This window comes from Nostoc sp. (assembly GCF_036917555.1).
Lineage (GTDB): Bacteria > Cyanobacteriota > Cyanobacteriia > Cyanobacteriales > Nostocaceae > Nostoc.
In genome coordinates this window covers 1-20,417 of record NZ_JBALDD010000054.1, presented here as the reverse complement: position 1 = coordinate 20,417, position 20,417 = coordinate 1, and the positions used below count along the sequence as shown (strand labels likewise).

The following is a 20,417-nucleotide window of genomic DNA, read 5'->3' as shown; positions in this document are numbered from 1 at the left end:
CGGGGGTGGTTTCTTTCATCAGCTTTTTTCAACGTGAAACCTATGCTGAGACAGTATTATACTCTTTTCCACTCTTAACTTTTGTTTAAGTCCCGTTAAGAGAGTTACAAGCCCTGCTTGCTGATAATACGATAGATGCCCGAATTGCGGGAAACAAGAACGTGCCTTTTTACCATTATAAAAAAACGCCCGCGTCAAACGCTTTAACCGATCTGATTCGCGCTGTACTTCGTATGAACGCAACGGTGCAAAAATCAGGAACACGCTTAATGCGGGGTACGGGAATAACCAATGCTCGGTGGCAAATGCTGAGTGAGTTATTCGCACTTGAAAAGCGCGTCACGGTAAGCGAATTGGCGCGGCATATAGGCTTAACACGGCAAGCCGTACAACGACTCGCTGACGACATGGCAAGCGATGGTCTGGTTGAGTTCGCCGAAAATCCCGGCGACGCCCGAGCGATGCACTTGCTTCTGACAGAAGCCGGCAGGGCAACGTATCACGATGCGTTGGAGCGCGAATGGCAGTGGACAAATGCGATTGCCGAAGACTTTGATACGGAACAAATCACTCGTGCCGTGGCACTTCTGGAAGCCATTACGCAGAAGATGCAAGCCAAAAATTGACAATATATTGTCAATTTGCTAACATCTACTACATATTACGAACGGGCGCGTCCATGTTGAAGGGGACGTCGCCCGGTTGCGAACATTGGTCAACGCCACCCACCTCCCTCGGGGCGACCATTCCCGACGATGCCAGATGATGAACTGGTACGAGGTGGAACTCATCAGAGACGAAAGGCTTTGGCGCATGCGTCGCCTCGTCATCGACAACGCTTGGTTCACCGGCGACCCGCAAGTGCTTTTAGGAAAGTAGCGTCCTGGAGCGTACAATGTCTGATCAATCCCTGCAACTCGTCCACGAGTTCACGTATCAAGTGACGTGCGGCCCACCCCACGAAGTCGGGGACGGTTTCTATGGCGGCCGCCAGTACTTCGAGATGACCGGCGGCCAGGTCGAAGGGTCACGGCTTAAGGGAAAACTCCTCGGAGCCGGCAGCGACTGGATGCTTATCGGCCCGGATGGCTTCATAAGGATGGACGTCCGGGTCCAGATCGAGACGGACGACGGGGCGATCCTTTGCGCCCACTACTTCGGTCCTGCGGAGGCCAACGAAAAGTTGAAACGGGCCGTGAGCGTGTGCGCGCCGACCGAGTTCGCCGACCAGTCAATCCGTTCCCATTGGGTGCTGGAGACGGGCGACCTGCAGTATGCCTGGGTCAACCAGACAGTGTTCGTCGGCCAAGGCCGATTGCTCCCCCCAGCCCCCGGACTGCTGGGCTTCGAGCACCGGGTCTACCGACTATCTTGAACCAGTCTGTTTCAAACCGCCCTCGCCTCCGAGGTGGACATCAAGGAGCGACGCCGTGGTGGACGCCAAGCACACCAAGAGCGCCAAGAAGCAATCGGTTTGGAGGGTAGCTAGTAATCAAGTTCTGCGCAGAGGCTGCCGGAAGAGGGGCGCATGGTGCGCGCCCTTGTCCGCGCCCTGCAGAAGGCTGAACAACTTTTGAAAATAAAACTCTAAAGGATGGGGAAAAGGGCTGACAGACAATATAGTATTTATGAAAAAGGGGACGGACGAAAGTAATTGAATATTAGTAAATTAATCAACATTAGCAGCAGCAGACGAAATACTATGAAGCAATTGGAAGTAACTCAACTTTGGAACAAAACCCAGCATCAGTTACAGGCGGACGAGTTCCAAATTTCCCCTTATTCATAAATACTTGCTCGTTGGCGGTCATACTGTAAAGTCTACAAATTACCCAAACCAGATTGGAGGGTATTACTAAAATAGAATAAATAGAGGTAAAGAATTGAACGATGCAATCTATACAAGAAAGAGAGAGTTATTATAAGCAAGGGTCTCCCTGGCTACCTGACGATCTTAAAAAGGAATTTGGGTTATTCAATGTTTTTAATTTTAATCCTGGTAAGAACGGGAACCCTCCACAATTGCCATATAACAAAAAAGATTACTACAAAATAACAATTATTAAAGGCAGTGGCAGTGGTATTTTTCTCTATGCAGATAGAGAGATTGAAATAGAAAACTATTCAATTATCTTTTCTAATCCACAAATATCTTATGGATGGTCACAAAGAGAAAACTTTTCAGATGGTTTCGCTTGCGTCTTTGATCAGGCATTTTTTCATCAATACGGAAATATAACTAATTATTCAGTTTTTCAGCCCGGCAATAATATCTACCAATTAGATGAGGAGCAATTTGTCTAACTAGAAGACATTTTTAAACGAATGTTTGAAGAAATCGAGTGTGACTTTATTCATAAATATGACTTGCTCAGAACACTTGTTTATGAATTAGTGCTTTATACGATGAAAATGAAGCCTGCTTCCAAATTGAGTAAGCAACTCATTAATGCTTCGGTTAGAATTTATACACTTTTAAAAGAACTTTTAGAATGTCAGTTTCCAATTGATGATATATATAGACCGCTCACTCTTCGATCTGCATCTGACTACGCCAAAAATTTGAACATTCATGTTAATCATTTAAACAGGGTATTAAAAGTTTCTTTTAATAAAACTACATCTCAGTTAATCATTGATCGAATATTACAGGAAGCCAAAGTTATTTTAAGACAAACTTCCTGGACGGTTTCAGAAATTGCGTATGCTTTGGGATATGCAGAAGTGACACATTTTAATAATCTCTTTAAAAAATATCTGAACATAACACTGACAAATTTTAGAAAAGTCGATATTGTTTGATTTGCATAAGATATTATTTGCTTAACGTAATCCCATCTGCTTATTTTTCGGCTAATGTATCAGTAAATTCATTGATAATTTAAATAGAAAAATCATGAAAAAAGTATTAATCACCGATGCCAATAAAAGTATTGGTTTTGAAACAGCCCGCCAACTGCTGCAAAAGGGATGTTACATTTATTTAGGCAGCCGTAATTTAAAGAATGGTTTGGAAGCAGTAAAAAAAGCTTAAAGCCGAAGGGTTGAACGAAGTGGAAGCCATACAAATAGATGTAAGCAATCAGGAATCAGTAAAGGCCGCCCGTGCTGAAATAGGCAAAAAAACCGAAGTGTTGGATGTGCTGATCAACAACGCCGGTATCAGCGGTGGCATGACTCAAACAGCAATCGGTACAGATGTAGATGTTTTCAAGCAGGTGTTTGATACCAATGTGTTTGGCGTAGTTAGAGTTACCCAGGCTTTCATGGATTTGCTGCAAAAGTCCGCCCAACCCCGCATCGTGAATGTAACGTCAGGCTTGGCTTCGCTTACTATGCACAACGACCCTACCTGGAAGTATTACAATGTTAAAGCGGCTGTTTACAACCCATCAAAAGCCGCACTTAATATGTACACTATTGTTTTGGCTTACGAATTGCGGGATACACCGTTTAAAGTTAATGCTGTTGACCCCGGATTTACTGCCACAGATTTCAACCAGCATAGCGGAACCGGTTCAGTCGAGGATGCCGCTGCGCGTTTAGTGAAATACGCCACCATCGACGCTGACGGTCCGACAGGAAAGTTTTTTAGTGATGACAACAGCCCGGAAACGGGAGAAAGCCCCTGGTAGTTTCAGTTAGTTAACAACCTCATTGTGTTCGCGTAGCGTCTCGTAGAGAGGAACGAACCATTGGCACTCCCTCATCATGAGGAATTAATAAAGGGAGATGCAGCATGAGTAGTTTGCTAACCAATATAAAGCCGCCTGTTCAGTTTTACCCAAAATTTCTCAACTCGGTAGATGACTGCGATTGGTTTCAAAAGTCCCAGAACCTCGAATGGACTCGGAGCGAAATCAGTATGTATGGAAAATCAATTCCCGTACCATGTGATGAGTCCCTATTTGGCTACGACCTGCGCTACGAATATCGTGGTACCAAGATTGAGGCCGATCCCTGGCCTGATTTCTTGCTAGAAGCCCACGATTCCTTTCCTGCGGAACGCTACGCGAACGGAAAGCTTCGCTAACGCATTCAAGTATTGAGCAGATATAAGTTCAATTTTGTAGTCGGTAATCGCTACCGAACTGGCAAAGACTCGATTGGCTGGCACTCCGATGATTTCCCTCAGATCGGTAAAAGACCTGCGATCGCCTCTTTAAGCTTAGGTAGCACTCGTAAGTTTAAGCTGCGGCATAAGGACAGGGGTGAAACTGTTGACTACCATCTAGAGAGCGGGTCTTTGTTGATCATGCTTCCTGGCTGTCAAGAAGACTGGGTTCACGCGGTTCCAAAAACCGCTCGTCCAGTTGGCGAACGAATCAACTGGACGTTTAGGCCACATGTGGAGGCGATTGGTAATGGTGAGCAAAAACCTGAGCGCGATCTGACCCACTATCTTTAGGGCAAAAGCCATGTGTGGCAGGTCATAGGCAACGTTATGCCGACATGATGAAGTTTATTAACTGTGATTAACGTTGAGTGAACAATTGGGCAAAATGATGCAGTTAGTGATTACTTTTTAAACATTATTATCACCTTCCTTGATATTGCGCGATCGCCACACAACACGGTCAAAATACCATTGCAGTATGGCAGCAAAAAGGCTGTGAAACCGCATCAGTAACCCAGATTTCTCGCACTTGTCCTACTTCACATTTAGTTCATGAAACTGGATTAGCGTAGACGTAGCCCGCCGTAGGCATCGCTATGGTTTGATTCGCAAAAAAATCGTCTATGTGGTTTCACTAATGCCAATCTCCCAACTCATCTGCTAGAGATTCTAAAGGTTTACTGTTATATAAGCAATGCTTGCTAGAGTCTGGAGTGCATCAATTGTGGGCATCGATGCCGTCAAAGTAGGCGTGGAAGTCGATGTGTCAGGGGGATTACCGGGAATAGTTGTCTTGGGACTGCCGGATTCAGCTATTCAAGAATCAAGAGAAAGAGTCAAAGCAACTTTGAAAAATACTGGCTTTGCCTTTCCGATGCGAAAGATAGTAATTAATTTAACTCCGGCAGATTTACGCAAAGAAGGCCCCTGTTTCGATTTGCCTATTAGTGTGGGAATTTTGGCGGCTTCTGAGCAAGTTAGCGCTGATTTGTTGGGGGATTATTTATTTTTGGGCGAAGTCTCTTTGGATGGTAGTTTGCGTCCTGTGGCTGGTGTATTACCGATCGCAGCAGCAGCCCAAAAGATGGGAATTGCAGGTTTAGTTCTCCCTGCTGATAATGCCCAAGAAGCGGCAGTAGTTGAAGATTTGGCTGTTTATGGCTACAAACATCTGTCTGAGGTAGTGGATTTTTTAAATAATCCGGGGCGTTACAAACCTGTGCAGATAGATAGTACAACACAGACAACAACAGTATTCTACCCTGGCGCAGATTTGCATGATGTCAAAGGACAAGCTCATGCGCGTCGTGCTTTAGAAATTGCTGCGGCTGGCGGGCATAATCTGATTTTTGTCGGGCCGCCTGGTAGTGGCAAGACGATGCTAGCAAGGCGCTTACCGGGAATTTTACCGCCGTTGAGTTTTGCCGAATCTTTGGAAGTGACTCGCATTCATTCGGTAGCTGGTTTATTGAAAAATCGTGGTTCATTGGTACGCGATCGCCCTTTTCGCAGTCCCCACCACTCGGCATCTGGGCCTTCTCTGGTGGGTGGTGGTAGCTTTCCTCGTCCTGGAGAAATCTCATTATCTCACAGAGGTGTACTGTTCCTTGATGAACTCACGGAATTTAAACGAGATGTGTTGGAATTTCTGCGCCAACCTCTAGAAGATGGCTACGTTACAATTTCTCGCACCAAATTATCGGTAATGTTTCCCGCGCAGTTTACTTTGGTGGCGAGTACTAATCCCTGTCCTTGTGGTTACTATGGCGATACTATCCAACAATGTACTTGTTCTCCCCGCCAACGCGAGCAATATTGGGCAAAACTTTCTGGGCCGTTGATGGATCGAATTGATTTACAAGTTGCAGTGAATCGCTTGAAACCAGAAGAAATTACCCAACAACCGACAGGAGAAACATCAATATCAGTACGCGAACGAGTGCAACAAGCAAGCGATCGCGCCATTACCCGTTTCCAAGGAGAAGCAAATCTGCGTTGCAATGCCCATTTGCAAAGTAGTCATCTCCAGAAATGGTGCAAGTTAGATGATGCTAGCCGCAATTTATTAGAAGCAGCAATTAGAAAATTAGGCTTATCGGCAAGAGCAAGCGATCGCATTCTCAAAGTAGCACGGACTATTGCAGATTTAGCAGGAGAAGATGAGCTAAAAACCAATCATGTAGCGGAAGCAATTCAATATCGCACGATAGATAGGATGCAGTAGAAATTTTTGCCGTTGCTGAATGAGAGTAAGAATTAGCGTCACGCTCTAGACGCAGCGAAAAATCAAAAGCTCAGGCTTCAATAGTTAAGTAAGCAGACGTAATTAAATGTAAAATAAAACTTCTGTTCGTAGTGAACGATTTCTCGCTCTATATAAGGTTATCAATGACTAAAGCCGCTTACTACGAGCTTTGATTTAAGCCCTTGTACTTACCAAAAAGCCGGAAAATATTTATGGTTCAAACTTGGCTGTGGATTGGTGTCATCAGTATGGCAGTGGGTTGTGCTTTTTTCGGAGTAGGCGCACACAATGGTAAAAATGAACGCTGGAAAATACTCTATACACTTAATTTTTTCATCTGCTTGATTGCTAGTGGGCTGTACTTAGCAATGGCACTCGGTCAAGGAGTTAACATCATCAACGATCGTCCAACTTATTGGGTGCGATTTGTCACTTGGTTTTGCTCAACGCCGCTGTTGTTGTTGGATCTGACTTTCTTGGGAAGAACGAGCTTACTGATTACAAGTAGCTTGTTAGGAGCAAACGCCTATATGCTTGCCACTGGCTTTCTAGCCACAGTTACACCCAAGCCGATCAGCTACATCTGGTATATTGTCAGTTGTGGTGCTTACGTGGCGGTTTTCTACTTATTAGTGAAGCCCTACCGGATTGAGGCAGAACGCAAACATCCCAGATCCAAGCAAGCATTCCGCAAGCTGGTAACTGTGCATCTGGTGCTGTGGACACTTTATCCAATTGTGTGGATTCTTAGTCCAGAATGGTTTAACGTTTTTGGTCAAGGTGGGGAAACAATGGGTTATACGCTACTAGATATTGCCTCTAAAGTCGGGTTTGGTTTTCTATCGTTAAACACCTTACGTAATTTAGAACAGGCAGGAGAATCGGTTATTGAATCGGAACCGTTATATGAGTAAGTATAAATTTTCAGTCCGATGCTTTAAATAGCTAACCGATGAAGAAACCCCGAATTTTAACGAAACGATATTAGGAGAATCAATCAAGGTATTATCCGATCGCTGCCACTGCATTTTATCTGCTAAAGCGATCGCGCTACCTATTGTCTACCAAAAAGCAAATTATTTATAGATATTACCGTCAAGGAAATTATCGACTCTGCTAAATTCCTCCCCAAGAACGCTTCACAAACACCCTTGGGAGGATGTCACAACTCAGTAAATCAGTATCCAATATATCAGGGACTAAGCAACATCCCCTACAAGGAGACTGATTGGATGAATTTGCAAGAAATTTGGAAGTTATTACAAGAGACGTTCAAAGAATGGAGTGACGATAAAGCCTCACGGTTAGCGGCGGCGTTAGCTTATTACACGATTTTTTCCATTGCACCGTTACTAATTATTGTAATTGCGATCGCAGGTGCAGTATTTGGAGAGGAAGCGGCAAGAGGTCAAATTGTCGGACAAATTCAAGGTTTAGTCGGGGTAGATGGCGCAAAGTTTCTCGAAACAGCCATCCAAAATGCTAACCAACCAAAGACAGGAGCCATCGCTTCGATTATTAGTGTCCTAGTTCTGCTAGTGGGTGCTACAGGCTTATTTACTGAGTTGCAAGATGCCATGAACACGATTTGGGAAGTGAAACCCAAACCTGGACGTGGCATAAATAACATGATTCGCCTCCGCGTTTTGTCCTTTGCAATGGTGATCGGAATTGGCTTTTTACTTTTAGTTTCTTTAGTAATTAGTACGATATTAGCAACATTAGTAACGTACTTTAGTAACTTGTTGCCAGGTTTCGATTTTATCTGGCAGATTGCTAATTTAATCATCTCTTTTGCAATCACAACAGTGCTGTTCGGACTAATTTTTAAAGTTCTACCAGATGTCAAAATTGCATGGAGTGATGTTTTAGTTGGAGCTGCTCTCACCTCAGTTTTGTTCTCTATTGGGAGATTTTTATTAGGACAATATTTAGGTAATGGCAGTTTTGGATCAACATACGGTGCTGCTGGTTCATTGGTGGTAATTTTAGCTTGGGTTAACTATGCCGCACAAATTCTTTTCTTCGGTGCAGAATTTACTCAAGTTTATTCCCGAAGGCATGGAAGTGGCATAGTTCCAACTAAAAATGCTGTACATATATCTGATAACACAAACTATAATGGCAAGGCTCCAACAGAACAAGCATCGACTAATAAAAAGTCATCTTCTCGCTTTATTAATCGCATCTTTAAGTATTTTAGGAAGCCCAAACGCTTAAAGCAAAAAAGAAAAAATCAGCGATTTTAATCCTTGATTATTAGAGATTTATATTTGTAAATCTGATAGATATTGAAGTATCTAATATCCAGTCCAGTGAATTAGTTCTGATTGCCACAGTTGATGAGTAAAGTATTCAGCAATTCTGAATTCTGAATTATGACTCCTTTTTATACTGGATTTTTTCCAGAGGTCTATTGAACAAGGAAGAAAATCAGTGCTAATGGAAAAATGGTTTTTTATCAATTGGCAAGCAATTTTTATTCCTAGCATCAGCATCTTTGAGTTGATTATCCGCGGGTCACTGGTCTACTTAGCGCTGTTCTCAGTGCTACGCCTACTTCCTAGCCGACAATTAGGAACACTAGGAATTACTGATTTACTCGTAGTTGTGCTATTTGCAGAAGCTGCTCAAAATGCTATGGCAAGTAATTACACATCAATTACTGAAGGCGCTATCCTGGTAGGAACAGTGATTTTTTGGAGTTACTTGCTGAACTGGTTAGGTTACAAACTTCCTCAGTTCCAACGTTTCCTAAATCCGCCACCGTTGCTACTAGTAAAAAATGGTCGGATGATTGAGCGCCATCTGCAACGAGAGTTAATTACAGATGATGAATTGATGAGCAAGTTACGTCAGCAAGGTGTAGAATTTTTAGCTGATGTGAAGTTTGCCTATATAGAGGCTGACGGCAGGATTAGTATCATCACGTCGGATTCAAAAACTGCTTCCGTGCTGGAGCGAAAAGTAACGTTAAAAAGCGATCTACATTAATTAAACTGTAAAATATGACGGTTGTATTCTGTGCCGAACTGTGATTGAGCGTTATACTTTGCCCGAAATGGCTAATCTGTGGAGTGAAGCCTATAAATTAAAAACTTGGCTGCAAGTCGAGATTGCTGTTTGTGAGGCTCAAGCTGAACTTGGTTACATTCCATCTGAAGCTGTTGAGGAAATTAAGGCCAAGGCAGATTTTGACCCCAATAGGGTGCTGGAAATTGAGGCTGTAGTCCGCCACGATGTAATTGCTTTCTTGACAAATGTCAATGAATATGTAGGTGATGCTGGACGCTACATTCACCTGGGTTTAACTAGTTCGGATGTTTTGGATACAGCTTTAGCACTGCAATTAGTTGCCAGCCTGGATATATTATTGCAACGTCTGGAAGATTTGATTCAGGTAATTCGCCAAAAAGCACAGGAACATCGTCATACAGTTATGGCTGGCCGATCGCACGGTATTCACGCTGAACCGATTACTTTTGGTTTTAAATTAGCTGGTTGGTTAGCAGAAGTGTTGCGACACCAAGAACGCCTGAGAATACTCCACCAAACGATCGCTGTGGGTAAGATTTCTGGTGCGGTAGGAACCTATGCCAATATTGAACCGCGCGTAGAAGCGATCGCTTGCCAAAAACTCGGACTCCAACCAGATACGGCCTCAACCCAAGTTATTTCCCGCGATCGCCACGCCGACTACGTGCAACAATTAGCTTTGGTAGCCGCAACCATTGAACGCTTTGCTGTAGAAATTCGCAATTTGCAAAAAACAGACGTTTTAGAAGTTGAAGAATTCTTCGCCAAGGGTCAAAAAGGCTCCTCAGCCATGCCACACAAGCGTAACCCCATCCGTTCAGAACGGCTAACGGGAATGGCACGACTCGTCAGAAGTCATGCCGGTGCAGCTTTAGAAAACATTGCTTTATGGCATGAGCGGGATATTTCCCACAGTTCTGTAGAACGGGTAATTTTGCCAGATGCTTGTACTTTGACGCATTTTATGTTGTCAGAAATAACCGATTTGGTCAAAAACTTGTTGGTCTATCCTGAGAACATGAAACGGAATCTCAACTGTTACGGTGGCGTTGTGTTCAGCCAAAAAGTGTTACTGGCTTTAATAGACAAGGGAAGCAGCCGAGAAGAAGCTTATGCGATCGTTCAAGAAAGCGCTCACGCCGCTTGGAATCAGCCAGAAGGAAACTTCCAAGACTTGATTAGCAAAGACCCGCGTGTTACCCAAAAGTTGTCTCCAGCAGAACTAGAGGTTTGTTTCGACCCCCAGCAACATCTGCGGCATTTAGAAGAAGTTTACCAACGATTAGGTATTTAGGATTAATTTACTTGTAGTAAGCGTTTAAGCGCTTACTACAAACCTGTTACCCCAAAAATACGCAGATATCATCAAAAAAGATATACAGCCAATTTTAAGTTAGTCAGGTACGCAAGCTAAGTCTCAAAGCCAGATATAAAGCCTGTTTTACTTCTGTTAGCGCAGCGGGGTGTAGCTCATTCTGACTACTGAATTTTGCTGTATAAAGATACCAACAACATTTAAGATTGCAATCAGTTTGATGCTCGAATTATTGCCAGCACTGGGTAGTATACATAACAAATACTTGCTTATTTATTAATATTACGAGTGCTTTGATGATTGAAATCCTAGCCACACTTTCTGCCTCTGCGGCAGCAGGAATGAGAGTAGGTATACCTTTGCTAATTATTGGATTATTGCAAGGTAGCAACTTGTGGTCACAAGTCCCAATTCTATCTCACATTTCTCCACCAATATTATTATCTTGCCTCACCAGTTGGTCATTAATTGAATTATTAGCCTCAAAAAAGCTCTGGGGGCAAAGACTGCTCCAAGTGGTTCAGTTATTCATGTCTCCCCTTGTAGGCGCAATTATGGGGTTAGGAGTAGCTACCGCAACAGCAACCCCAAACTGGCTGATTGCCATAATTGGAGGTTTATTAGCTTTGGTACTCCAGCTCGTCCAAATTGGTTGGTTCTATCGGTTACGTGGCTTACCGTTGTGGGCAGTCTTCCTTCAAGATACCTTGTGCATCGCTCTAGTACTATTTGCCTTTGATGCTCCTTGGCAAGGAGGAGTAATTGCTTTAATACTCCTCTGGTTTGCAGTTCGTAGTGCGAAGCAGTGGTATGACTGGTATCACAAAGAGAGAAGGCATAGGGCATAGGGCATGCCCAATGCCCTTTACTGCAAAAGCCCAATCATGTGCAAGAAGCCGTGACCGGTAATCAGCTCTACGATTAAGGCAATAAAACCCAACATCGCAATTCGACCATTCCATACTTCAGCACTAGTTGTCAGACCCCATTCCCAACGCTCTTGAGGGTACATTTTTACCATTTTCTTCATTTGGGCAGCTTGCGAAAGCTTGAAACTGGGGTTTCTCAGCGCATCAATCACTAATTCAGCTAGTGCATTAATAAATACTGGATGGGTATTGGGAGCAGGTACGCGGCGGAAGTTGTGAATTCCTGATTCTTCGGCTACTTCTCGATACTCAATATCAATTTCTTGTAGTGTCTCGATATGCTCTGAGACAAAACTAATTGGCACGACAACCAAATCTTTCACGCCTTGTGCGCCTAGTTCTTTGAGGGCATCTTCTGTATAGGGTTGAAGCCATTCTACTGGGCCGACACGACTTTGGTAAGCTAAGGTGTGGGTATTGGGTCGATTGAGAGTCTGCATAATCAATGCAGTACACTCTTCAATTTCCATCTGGTAAGGGTCGCCTGCTTCTTCAACGTAGCTTTTCGGAACGCCGTGAGCGCTGAAGAATATATGAACATCATCCGGGTTAGGGAATTGCTCAAGTTCTTGGACTATGAGTTGCGCTATTGCTTGAAGATAGCCTGGTTGTTTGTACCAAGAAGGAATGACGGTGTAATCAATAGGTTGAAGTTTTGGATCTTCTTGCCAAAGCTTTTCTAAAAGCCGGAAGCTGGAACCACTGGTGCTGATAGAAAACTGGGGATATAGTGGTAATATTACCAGGTGTTCTACCTTATCTTGGGTAATTTGTGCAATCGCCTCTTCTGTATAGGGATGCCAATAACGCATTCCCACGTAAATATTAACTTCTTGCCCCAAAAAACCTAACTGTTCTTTTAGAGCTTCCCCTTGGGCTTCTGTAATCTGTCGCAATGGGGAACCACCACCGATTTGCTTATAATTTTCTCGAGATGTTCTGGTTCGCCGCGTGGCAATAAACCAGGCTAGGGGCTTTTGCAACCAGCGAAATGGTAGGCGAATAATTTCCGGATCGGAAAATAGATTGTACAAAAACGGCCCAACATCCTCTAGCTTATCAGGGCCACCGAGATTGAGTAATAAGACGCCTACACGACCCATAGCAGTTACTTTCCCCCAATCTTTTCAGGTTTTTTACTAATGTTAACAATATATCTTTATTAAATATAAAGCTTAATAGCAAGGAAATATGCAATGGCAACAATTTTAAGAGATTGGAGTTACCGCTATCAGTGGTTATATGATGGGATCTCTCGTTTAGCAGCCTTAAGTGTAGGTGGTGAAGCCCGTTTTCGGCAACTTGCTTTGCAAGGCTTAACAATTCACTCAGATTCTCAGGTTTTAGATTTATGTTGTGGTAGTGGCCAAACGACGGAGTTTTTAGTAAAAACTTCACAAAACGTAACAGGACTGGATGCTTCACCCAAGTCTTTGCAACGGGCGCGGCTAAATGTACCGGAAGCTTCATACATAGAAGCTTTTGCCGAGGAGATGCCATTTGCAGATAATCTGTTTGATGTGGTGCATACCAGCGTTGCATTACACGAGATGCAGCCTCAGCAATTACGAAAAATTATTAATGAAGTTTATCGGGTGCTGAAGCCAGGAGGAGTGTTTACGCTGGTGGATTTTCACGCTCCAACAAATCCGATATTTTGGCCTGGAGTATCGGTGTTTTTGTTGTTGTTTGAGACGGAAACAGCTTGGAAATTACTGAAAACTGATTTAGCTGAGTTGTTAACTAAGACTGGCTTTGAAGTGAGTAAGTCTACTTTATATGCAGGTGGGAGTTTGCAAGTGATACAGGCGAATAAATGAACAATACTACTTTATTAATGGCAGCTAAGAGACTTTGCTATTAATAAAGTATAGGTTGTTTTTATATAGTACTTAAGCCAGTAGGTGGTGAGAAAATGACGCAGGAACTAATAGACCTCAAAAAGAGTATTTTGGAAGGACGTTATGTAGATGCCTTAGCAATTGTAGACGAATTAGAAGGCATGAGTAAACAAGCTATTCTGCGGAATATCCAAGCTTATTTAAGGATTCTGCTGATTTATTTGATTAAAAACCAAGTAGAACAACGATTAACTAGTTCATGGGCAAATTCTATTCGTAATTCAATCCGAGAAATTAAAAGTCTTAATATCAAAGATAATAAAAAATATTACTATATTAATTTAGGTGAGTGGGAGAGTTTGATAGAAGAGGAAGTGATTGAAGATGCGATCGCAGATGCCAGCGATGAAGTAATGAATGGAGTATATAATCAATTCCAACTGTCTGAAATAGTGGATAGGAAGCAAATTATTCAGACTGCGTTGAAGTTTTTGGCGCTAACTTATTCCTATTCAGCTAAGGAGTTACCCGCAGTTTCGGCTGAAAATTTAACTCAGTTATCCGGTGGAGAAGATTGGAAAGCAGGTAGGCGGTAAAATGTTTCAATCCCTAATAGGGATTTTGATGAATTGCAATAGGTTGTGAAATTTGTACACCTACCCCTTTGCGCATTTGACCATACAGTAACCTAAATATAAGGGAACTTAGTAATTAAACGTAGAGATGATGAAAGAAATAACGCGCCGCAAATTTATTGCAACAGCTACAGTGGCGACAGGTTTTGCCCTCGCAGTACAACCCATTTCTGCCGGAGTCATCACTACTGATGCCAAGGGGTTAGTAGCTGGTGCAGTGAAAATTCCTGTCAAAGATGGCGAAATTCCTGCCTATAGAGCAGCACCAGCTACTGGTAATAATTTCCCCATCGTTCTGGTAATCCAGGAAATTTTTGGTGTACACGAGCATATCCAGGATATCACTCGTCGCTTTGCTAGGTTGGGATATTTAGCGATCGCACCCGAATTATTTGTGCGTGAAGGTGATGTCTCGAAGTTAAGCAATATAGACGAAATTCGTCCAATTGTTGCCAAAGTACCAGATGCCCAAGTGTTATCCGATCTTGATGCTACAGTAGACTGGGCAAAGAAGTCAGCTAAGGGTAATGGCGAGAAATTGGGAATTACAGGCTTCTGTTGGGGCGGTCGTATTACGTGGTTATATGCTGCACATAATCCCCAAGTGAAGGCTGGTGTAGCTTGGTATGGGAAACTCGTGGGCGATGCTACCGAACTTCAGCCCAAGTATCCCGTCGATATTGCATCAAAACTAACAGTCCCCATTCTTGGACTCTATGGTGGGAAGGATACAGGTATTTCTCTTGATACAGTAGAGCAGATGCGCGAGCGCTTACAGTCCAGTAGCAGCAAATCTGAAATTATCGTCTATCCCAATGCACCCCATGCATTTTTTGCTGATTATCGCCCCTCCTACCGTGAGAAAGAAGCTCAGGATGGTTGGAAACGCCTCTTGGCATGGTTTAAGCAAAATGGTGTTTAAAAAATTGGGTAGTCATGAACTGTGACGCTGAAAAAAGTTCCAAATTGTTTCACTGGCATTCAGCCCCAGCTTGGCATTAAATTTGTTTAGGCTCTCGTCACTTGAAGAACCACCAGGCCAGAAATGTCCACCATTTACTTCCAACTCTTATTCAGCAACAAAATTTTAACTAATAGAGGCTAACAACTTTAGTTGTTAGCCTCTATTTAGATATTAAACTCTGACATTTACATAACGAGCAGGAACTCTAACCTTAACCCACCTGTTACCACGTCGTACTGTTTCCCAATGTGCAGGAATTAACTTTCGTTGAAATCGGCCGACAACAGGTTTATGCACAATAGCAGCTCTATGAACATTGGGTCTGACAATGATTTCTGCTGCTGATGCTTGTGACGGCAAGGAGGAAATTGCAAATGGGAAAGCAAGTAATGTACCTAATAGAATACGTTTCATATTCAAATCTCCATCAATTAATTGTTTTGAGTTTTAGACAGCATTTATCAATAATTTGCGAACAGATATTCTTATCTATCAACCTTACAGTAAGTTTTATTTGTTACACGACTTAATTGATTTGCTGTATTGCTCTGAGTTTAAAATACTAAATAAGAAAACACAGTGGAATAAAGTCATAATTTCAATATGACTTTATTCACATTTTGAACTTTGGACAAAAAAAAGGGAGTTGAGAAACTCCTCTTTTTTTAGTATTATTTATTACTTAACTATTTAGTTTTACTGGATTTTGTATACGATCATCCCAATCAATACGGCAAGACCTAACGCTCTGCGAAAATAATTAACGCCTTGAAATAGCTCCATCCACGCCCAAGTAAACAAGGAGCCATTTGCCAGAAACTCTAACACTGTATTGATTTTACCACCTGTAAAAACTAGGGTTAGTAAACTAGCTACTATCCAAAGAATAAGTGGCGGGTTTGGCATTTCAGCTATAACAATTTTGCCATTACTGTCACGGAAGGTTTTATCAACTAGTGTATTTTCCATTGTTTGAGATTGCTACTTAGATAAGAATTATTAACTTGCAAAAACTACAGGGAGAGTTATTGATAATAGACTGAGATTTGATTGCAAGTTATTTAATAAAATTAAAACATTAAACCAATTCTATTTTCACCCATCTAATTGCTGAGATTAGAGGAGTAAAGGATATTCATATATGACTATATTGAAAAACATAATTGAAAGACATACTTACACAAAATTCGCCAATACGTATTTCTTCCTTTTCTTTCTTCTCTAGCAGATGCTACCCGTAGCTTGCTTCTACGTAGGAGTATGCGTCCATAACATAGAAAAGCCTCCCATTTCGGGAGGCTTAAAACTTAGCGGAGACAACTTGTTAAACTACAGCGATCGCTCCTCCTAATGCAGAGAAAATGGCGGAGACGAATGCTGTGGCAAACAGCCACCACGCTGCTGTAGCTGCGGCTTTGCGGGTTTCTTCTGCTTGCCGCTGTGCTTGATGCTTTACCTGTTCTAGACGGCGTTGGGCTTCATGCTGTATGCGTTCTGCACGTTGCAATACTGTGTTGCGTGCCCGTTCAATTTGGTCGATGATCCGGTTGGCATCTTCCTCGGAAATGTCCTCACGAGAACTCATAATTGCTACTAGGGTATCACGGTCAAAGGAGGACAGGCGATCGCGCAGGGCATCAAAACCCGCCTGGGGATCGTCAAAAACTGTGCGAACATCGCGCTTGATACTATCGTAGTTAAGTTCCGGGCGATCCAGGGAGTTGAGATAGTTACGAATGCGACCAAAAACCCCATCAATTGCATCTTGAATGCCTCGTTGGATGCTCCGAACTTGTTCGACAAATTGATCCCTTACTGATACCATGTTATCGGCAATCCGTGCTGCTTCTTCATCAGAAATATCTTCCCGAATTTTCAGCAGGGCGATGATGGTATCACGGTCAAACTGGGAAAGGCGATCGCCAAAACTTTCTACCCCAACTCGTGGATCGTGCAACAATAATTGCAAGTCGCGTTTGATACCTTCAGGATTGAGTTCTTCTTTACCAGTTTGGCGCAGATACTCTTCCAGATAACCTTTGAATGATTCTACTCTTTGCTGTGTGCGGCTAGCTAGACGACGGGGCGCACGTACAAAGTTACGAATCGAAGTTTGGGTGGAATCAATGATTTCATTGACTTGTTCTTCACTCAAGTCTTGGCGTTGACTGAGCAATTTCACCAGTGTATCCCTGTCTATCTGCGACAACCGACGGCGCAGTGCGACGGCTCCCTCTTGGGGATTTTCAAACAATCTGGTCAAGTCTCGCTGAATGCCTTCAGGATTGAGTTCTTGTTTGCCAGTATTCCGCAGATAATCTGCGACTGTCGTCGTCACAGAGTCGTATTGCTCTTTAGCTTTATCTACTACAGCTTGGGGTGTATGGCGAATACTATGCCATGACTCTTCAGTAGTATTGATGATTTGATTAACTTGATCTTCACTCAAATCTTGCCGCTGACTTAACAATTGTACTAAGGTATCGCGGTCAAAGCGAGACAAGCGCGCCCGAATTGAACTAATTCCAGCTTGAGGATCTTCCAGTAGCTTTTTGAAGTCGGCGCGGATGGCATCAGGATTCAGTTCTGATTTACCTGTGTTACGCAGATATGATTCTACATTCAGCCACAGGGTTTCTGCTTGATATTGTGCCTGTTCTGCTAATCCTTTGGATTCTACCAAGACGCGATCGCGTTGTTTTTCCAACTCATCGACAATGCTGTCTACTTCATATAACTGGACATCATTACGTTGTAGCAATATCTGCCGAATTTCTTGGCGGTCAAGGTGCGCTAGTCGCAATGTCAAGGTTTCATAATCTGCCTCTGAGTCTGCCAACAGTGGTTTAAAATTTTGCTCAATGCCTTCGGGTGTCAAATCTGCCTTCGGAGTCACTAGCAGATAACTTTCTACTGCACGTTGCAAGTCTTGGACTATATCTCTTTCTTCAATAGCTCTGACTGTTACTAGCACTTCTTGGCGGACAGTTTCTAGCTGATTTACAATGCGTTGAATTTGACCTTGGGTAAGTAATCCCCGTTGTTGTAAAATTTTAGCGAAATCATTACGGGATAGTTGTTCTAGTTCCTTGCGGACAATTCCAGGGTCAGCTGCTGGGTCGTAAATGACATCATGAAATTCCTGAGCAATTCTTTCTGGACTCAGTTGCCAAGCATAAGTATTGTACAGGTAGTTTTCGACATCAGCCCGAATTGGGCTATAAGGTTGTGATGGTGTAGGCAACCCTAGCTTATCTGCTTGTTGGGTGACTTTATCTTTAGCGCTAGTGAGACTACCTAAGATTTTTTCTACATCCAAATCAGGCAAATCTGCCCGTCCCAGCACAGTGGCGGTTAAGGCGGATAGTCCTTGCTGGATTGTACTTTGAATTGGCCCAGAGGCTGCCTTTTGGTCAGATTCTTTGGAATCACCCTTTTCTGCTAATAACCGATCCAGTTTAGCGTTGAGTTCATCTGTTTTGGTTTGTCCTGGTGGGAGTGATTTCAAATAATCCATTAACTCACCCAAACGGTCTTCGGTGGGTGGTTGTTGACTTACCACTTGCTGCCAAACTTTATACAAAGTATCAGCAATGCGGCTAACGTCTTTTTTGGAAAGATCGGTGCGGCTGCTGACTAACTCGATAAACTTTTGGCGGTCGATGTTGCGGATATCTGGAGTTCCAGCGATCGCTTTTAATTGCGGATCGTTGAGTAAATTTTCAAAATCACTCCGAATCTTTGACACATCTAGCTCTGGAGGACGGATCTTTTCTAAATAATCTTCAATGTTTTCCCGGATACTCACGGGGTCAATGGCGCTTCCTAGTTCTCGACGGACAGCGGCGGCGGCGGCTTCAGCTGTGGCTACCACTTGGCTATTCACAGCTTTAGCGCCTAGTGCGGCGGTAGCAGTCCCCATAATCGCCTGAAACCCAGATGTTGCCGTATTGACAACTGAGCCAATTAAGGAGCCTACGGTGGTGGAACTTACCCAAACTAAAAGCAAAAAGTAAGCACCCCAAATCACCAAACCGAGAATCGCTCCCAATCCTCGGTCTGAGATCACAAGGCTCAATTTTACTGCTAGATAAGAAGCGATTAATAAGGCGACCGTCACAGTGAGTAATGTCCAAATCCCCACTGCTGTGCCGATTTTGCGAATACTGCCACCCAAACTTCCGACTTCCCCATTATCTGAATCCGAATCAGATGAGTGCCCCAGGTAGGAAATACCGGCTGCAAGGGAGAGATTAGTTAGAACTAATTGGAAAGCAAAGGCAAGAATCACGCCGGAGATTAAAGCGACAAAAAAGCGCGGCCCGGAAATGAGAACTGATGCTTGTTCTGGTGTGACGTTTGAGCGTTCTACTGGAACCTGTGCTAACCACAATAGTGGTTTATAGAGTCCCACCATGATTTCCGTACTTTGGAACATTGGATTTCCTTCTACTAAGTTTAAATTTGGGGGAATTAAGAATTTCTTGAGAAGTAACTCTTAGTATTTATTATGTTTGTACTTATGGCAATACCTAACTCTTTAGATCACAATCGTAGAATTTACCTGTTTAAAGCATCTCTCCAAAGGCTGAAAAATTCATACAGCGGAAGATATAACTTTTGCTATCTCTTGATAAAAAACCTAATTAAGTTGGCAAGTAGTATTCATTATGTACCGCTAATTCTTAATTTTAATTACTTAATTTATAGTGATTCCATTAAATAATAGTTAGCTTCCAAATAGTTTAAATTTATTTAAATATCTATTTCTATCACCCTCTCCAGGTAGATTTATTTATAATAATACGTTTTATCATCTTCCAGAAGAAGTGCTTATCTTTTGTGCCTATAGACAGAAAGCATTCTAATTATTAATAGCTACATTAAAGTTAACAAACGAATTGTTGAGGACAAAAAAATGGCAACTCGCTTTTCCAGAGTGCCAATAATTTCACTAGAATACAAGAGTTGCGATCGCAATTATTTTGTGTTTGGTTGGACTCCTCAAGCCGAAATTTAGAACGGTCGTTTGCAATCATTGCCTTTCTTGCCTATTTAGTTTGGGATTTAGTTGGCTATGGCGTTCTGCGTGACGTTTTGCACTTGATTGATTACTAAAGCATTAAAGAATAAAAACCAACTTGATTAGGAAGGAAAAAACAATGGAAACTCGTCCATCTACTGATTTATCATCTACTACTAAAGCTTACAATGGCCGCGATCGCAATGAATTTCTGTTTGGTTTTACTCCCCAAGCCGAAATTTGGAATGGTCGCTTGGCAGCCATTGGATTTCTTGCCTATTTACTTTGGGATTTAGCTGGTTATAGCGTCCT

Annotated in this window: 23 protein-coding genes; 19 read left to right on the top strand and 4 right to left on the bottom strand. The window is 42.8% G+C overall.

What is annotated here, in order from left to right; genetic code table 11:
• Positions 1 to 161 precede the first annotated feature (161 nt).
• The 15 genes from V7K60_RS20960 to V7K60_RS20895 all read left to right on the top strand — a co-directional run bounded on the left by V7K60_RS20960 (position 162) and on the right by V7K60_RS20895 (position 11,561).
• The gene (locus V7K60_RS20960; protein WP_334927966.1) at positions 162 to 626 is read left to right on the top strand and encodes a MarR family winged helix-turn-helix transcriptional regulator; all 465 of its coding nucleotides are present in this window, start codon (positions 162 to 164) and stop codon (positions 624 to 626) included.
• 34 nt (positions 627 to 660) lie between these two features.
• Complete coding sequence (locus V7K60_RS35350; RefSeq protein ID WP_442944435.1) at positions 661 to 879, top strand: nuclear transport factor 2 family protein; 219 nt, start codon at positions 661 to 663, stop codon at positions 877 to 879.
• Between the two features lie 16 nt (positions 880 to 895).
• Positions 896 to 1,375: a DUF3237 domain-containing protein gene (locus V7K60_RS20955; RefSeq protein ID WP_334927965.1), complete on the top strand. Its 480-nt coding sequence runs from the start codon at positions 896 to 898 to the stop codon at positions 1,373 to 1,375.
• A gap of 515 nt (positions 1,376 to 1,890) precedes the next feature.
• A complete protein-coding gene (locus V7K60_RS20950; RefSeq protein WP_334927963.1) occupies positions 1,891 to 2,304 on the top strand; it encodes a hypothetical protein in 414 nt (137 codons plus the stop codon).
• A gap of 21 nt (positions 2,305 to 2,325) precedes the next feature.
• On the top strand, positions 2,326 to 2,802 hold the full coding sequence (locus V7K60_RS20945; protein ID WP_334927961.1) for a helix-turn-helix domain-containing protein: 477 nt from the start codon (positions 2,326 to 2,328) through the stop codon (positions 2,800 to 2,802).
• A gap of 94 nt (positions 2,803 to 2,896) precedes the next feature.
• The gene (locus tag V7K60_RS20940; protein ID WP_334927959.1) at positions 2,897 to 3,034 is read left to right on the top strand and encodes a hypothetical protein; all 138 of its coding nucleotides are present in this window, start codon (positions 2,897 to 2,899) and stop codon (positions 3,032 to 3,034) included.
• A 19-nt stretch (positions 3,035 to 3,053) separates the two neighbouring features.
• A complete protein-coding gene (locus tag V7K60_RS20935) occupies positions 3,054 to 3,635 on the top strand; it encodes an SDR family NAD(P)-dependent oxidoreductase (RefSeq protein WP_442944434.1) in 582 nt (193 codons plus the stop codon).
• Positions 3,636 to 3,739: 104 nt separating this feature from the next.
• Positions 3,740 to 4,033 (top strand): hypothetical protein, encoded by a 294-nt coding sequence (locus V7K60_RS20930; protein ID WP_334927955.1) that lies wholly within the window; start codon positions 3,740 to 3,742, stop codon positions 4,031 to 4,033.
• Positions 4,034 to 4,045: 12 nt separating this feature from the next.
• The gene (locus tag V7K60_RS20925; RefSeq protein WP_334927953.1) at positions 4,046 to 4,408 is read left to right on the top strand and encodes an alpha-ketoglutarate-dependent dioxygenase AlkB family protein; all 363 of its coding nucleotides are present in this window, start codon (positions 4,046 to 4,048) and stop codon (positions 4,406 to 4,408) included.
• A 403-nt stretch (positions 4,409 to 4,811) separates the two neighbouring features.
• Positions 4,812 to 6,341 (top strand): YifB family Mg chelatase-like AAA ATPase, encoded by a 1,530-nt coding sequence (locus V7K60_RS20920; protein WP_334927951.1) that lies wholly within the window; start codon positions 4,812 to 4,814, stop codon positions 6,339 to 6,341.
• A gap of 233 nt (positions 6,342 to 6,574) precedes the next feature.
• Entirely contained in the window at positions 6,575 to 7,276 is a 702-nt protein-coding gene (locus V7K60_RS20915) for a microbial rhodopsin family protein (RefSeq protein WP_334927949.1), read from the top strand.
• Between the two features lie 318 nt (positions 7,277 to 7,594).
• Positions 7,595 to 8,611, top strand: a complete 1,017-nt coding sequence (locus V7K60_RS20910; protein WP_334927947.1) for a YihY/virulence factor BrkB family protein — start codon at positions 7,595 to 7,597, stop codon at positions 8,609 to 8,611.
• Positions 8,612 to 8,804: 193 nt separating this feature from the next.
• A complete protein-coding gene (locus tag V7K60_RS20905) occupies positions 8,805 to 9,356 on the top strand; it encodes a DUF421 domain-containing protein (RefSeq protein ID WP_334927972.1) in 552 nt (183 codons plus the stop codon).
• Between the two features lie 40 nt (positions 9,357 to 9,396).
• Complete coding sequence (gene purB / locus V7K60_RS20900) at positions 9,397 to 10,692, top strand: adenylosuccinate lyase (protein WP_334927945.1); 1,296 nt, start codon at positions 9,397 to 9,399, stop codon at positions 10,690 to 10,692.
• A gap of 317 nt (positions 10,693 to 11,009) precedes the next feature.
• Positions 11,010 to 11,561, top strand: coding sequence for a DUF4126 domain-containing protein (locus tag V7K60_RS20895; protein WP_334927944.1), 552 nt, complete (start codon positions 11,010 to 11,012; stop codon positions 11,559 to 11,561).
• 17 nt (positions 11,562 to 11,578) lie between these two features.
• Here the strand turns inward: V7K60_RS20895 and hemH are convergent, their stop codons facing one another.
• The gene (gene hemH, locus V7K60_RS20890) at positions 11,579 to 12,745 is read right to left on the bottom strand and encodes a ferrochelatase (protein WP_334927941.1); all 1,167 of its coding nucleotides are present in this window, start codon (positions 12,743 to 12,745) and stop codon (positions 11,579 to 11,581) included.
• 93 nt (positions 12,746 to 12,838) lie between these two features.
• Here hemH and V7K60_RS20885 point away from each other — a divergent pair, with 93 nt between their 5' ends.
• The 3 genes from V7K60_RS20885 to V7K60_RS20875 all read left to right on the top strand — a co-directional run bounded on the left by V7K60_RS20885 (position 12,839) and on the right by V7K60_RS20875 (position 15,040).
• Positions 12,839 to 13,462 (top strand): class I SAM-dependent methyltransferase, encoded by a 624-nt coding sequence (locus V7K60_RS20885; RefSeq protein ID WP_334927939.1) that lies wholly within the window; start codon positions 12,839 to 12,841, stop codon positions 13,460 to 13,462.
• Between the two features lie 95 nt (positions 13,463 to 13,557).
• Positions 13,558 to 14,079, top strand: coding sequence for a DUF29 family protein (locus V7K60_RS20880; RefSeq protein ID WP_334927937.1), 522 nt, complete (start codon positions 13,558 to 13,560; stop codon positions 14,077 to 14,079).
• A 130-nt stretch (positions 14,080 to 14,209) separates the two neighbouring features.
• Positions 14,210 to 15,040 (top strand): dienelactone hydrolase family protein, encoded by an 831-nt coding sequence (locus tag V7K60_RS20875; RefSeq protein ID WP_334927970.1) that lies wholly within the window; start codon positions 14,210 to 14,212, stop codon positions 15,038 to 15,040.
• 213 nt (positions 15,041 to 15,253) lie between these two features.
• On the opposite strand, the gene V7K60_RS20870 is transcribed toward V7K60_RS20875, so the two are convergent.
• The 3 genes from V7K60_RS20870 to V7K60_RS20860 all read right to left on the bottom strand — a co-directional run bounded on the left by V7K60_RS20870 (position 15,254) and on the right by V7K60_RS20860 (position 19,520).
• Positions 15,254 to 15,496 carry a hypothetical protein gene (locus V7K60_RS20870; RefSeq protein ID WP_334927935.1) on the bottom strand — a complete coding sequence of 81 codons (243 nt, stop codon included), beginning with the start codon at positions 15,494 to 15,496 and terminating at the stop codon, positions 15,254 to 15,256.
• Between the two features lie 282 nt (positions 15,497 to 15,778).
• Positions 15,779 to 16,051, bottom strand: coding sequence for a hypothetical protein (locus V7K60_RS20865; protein ID WP_334927933.1), 273 nt, complete (start codon positions 16,049 to 16,051; stop codon positions 15,779 to 15,781).
• Between the two features lie 355 nt (positions 16,052 to 16,406).
• On the bottom strand, positions 16,407 to 19,520 hold the full coding sequence (locus tag V7K60_RS20860) for an MFS transporter (RefSeq protein ID WP_334927931.1): 3,114 nt from the start codon (positions 19,518 to 19,520) through the stop codon (positions 16,407 to 16,409).
• Positions 19,521 to 20,244: 724 nt separating this feature from the next.
• Here V7K60_RS20860 and V7K60_RS20850 point away from each other — a divergent pair.
• The coding region (locus V7K60_RS20850; RefSeq protein WP_334927968.1) for a high light inducible protein at positions 20,245 to 20,417 on the top strand (173 nt) is incomplete at its 3' end.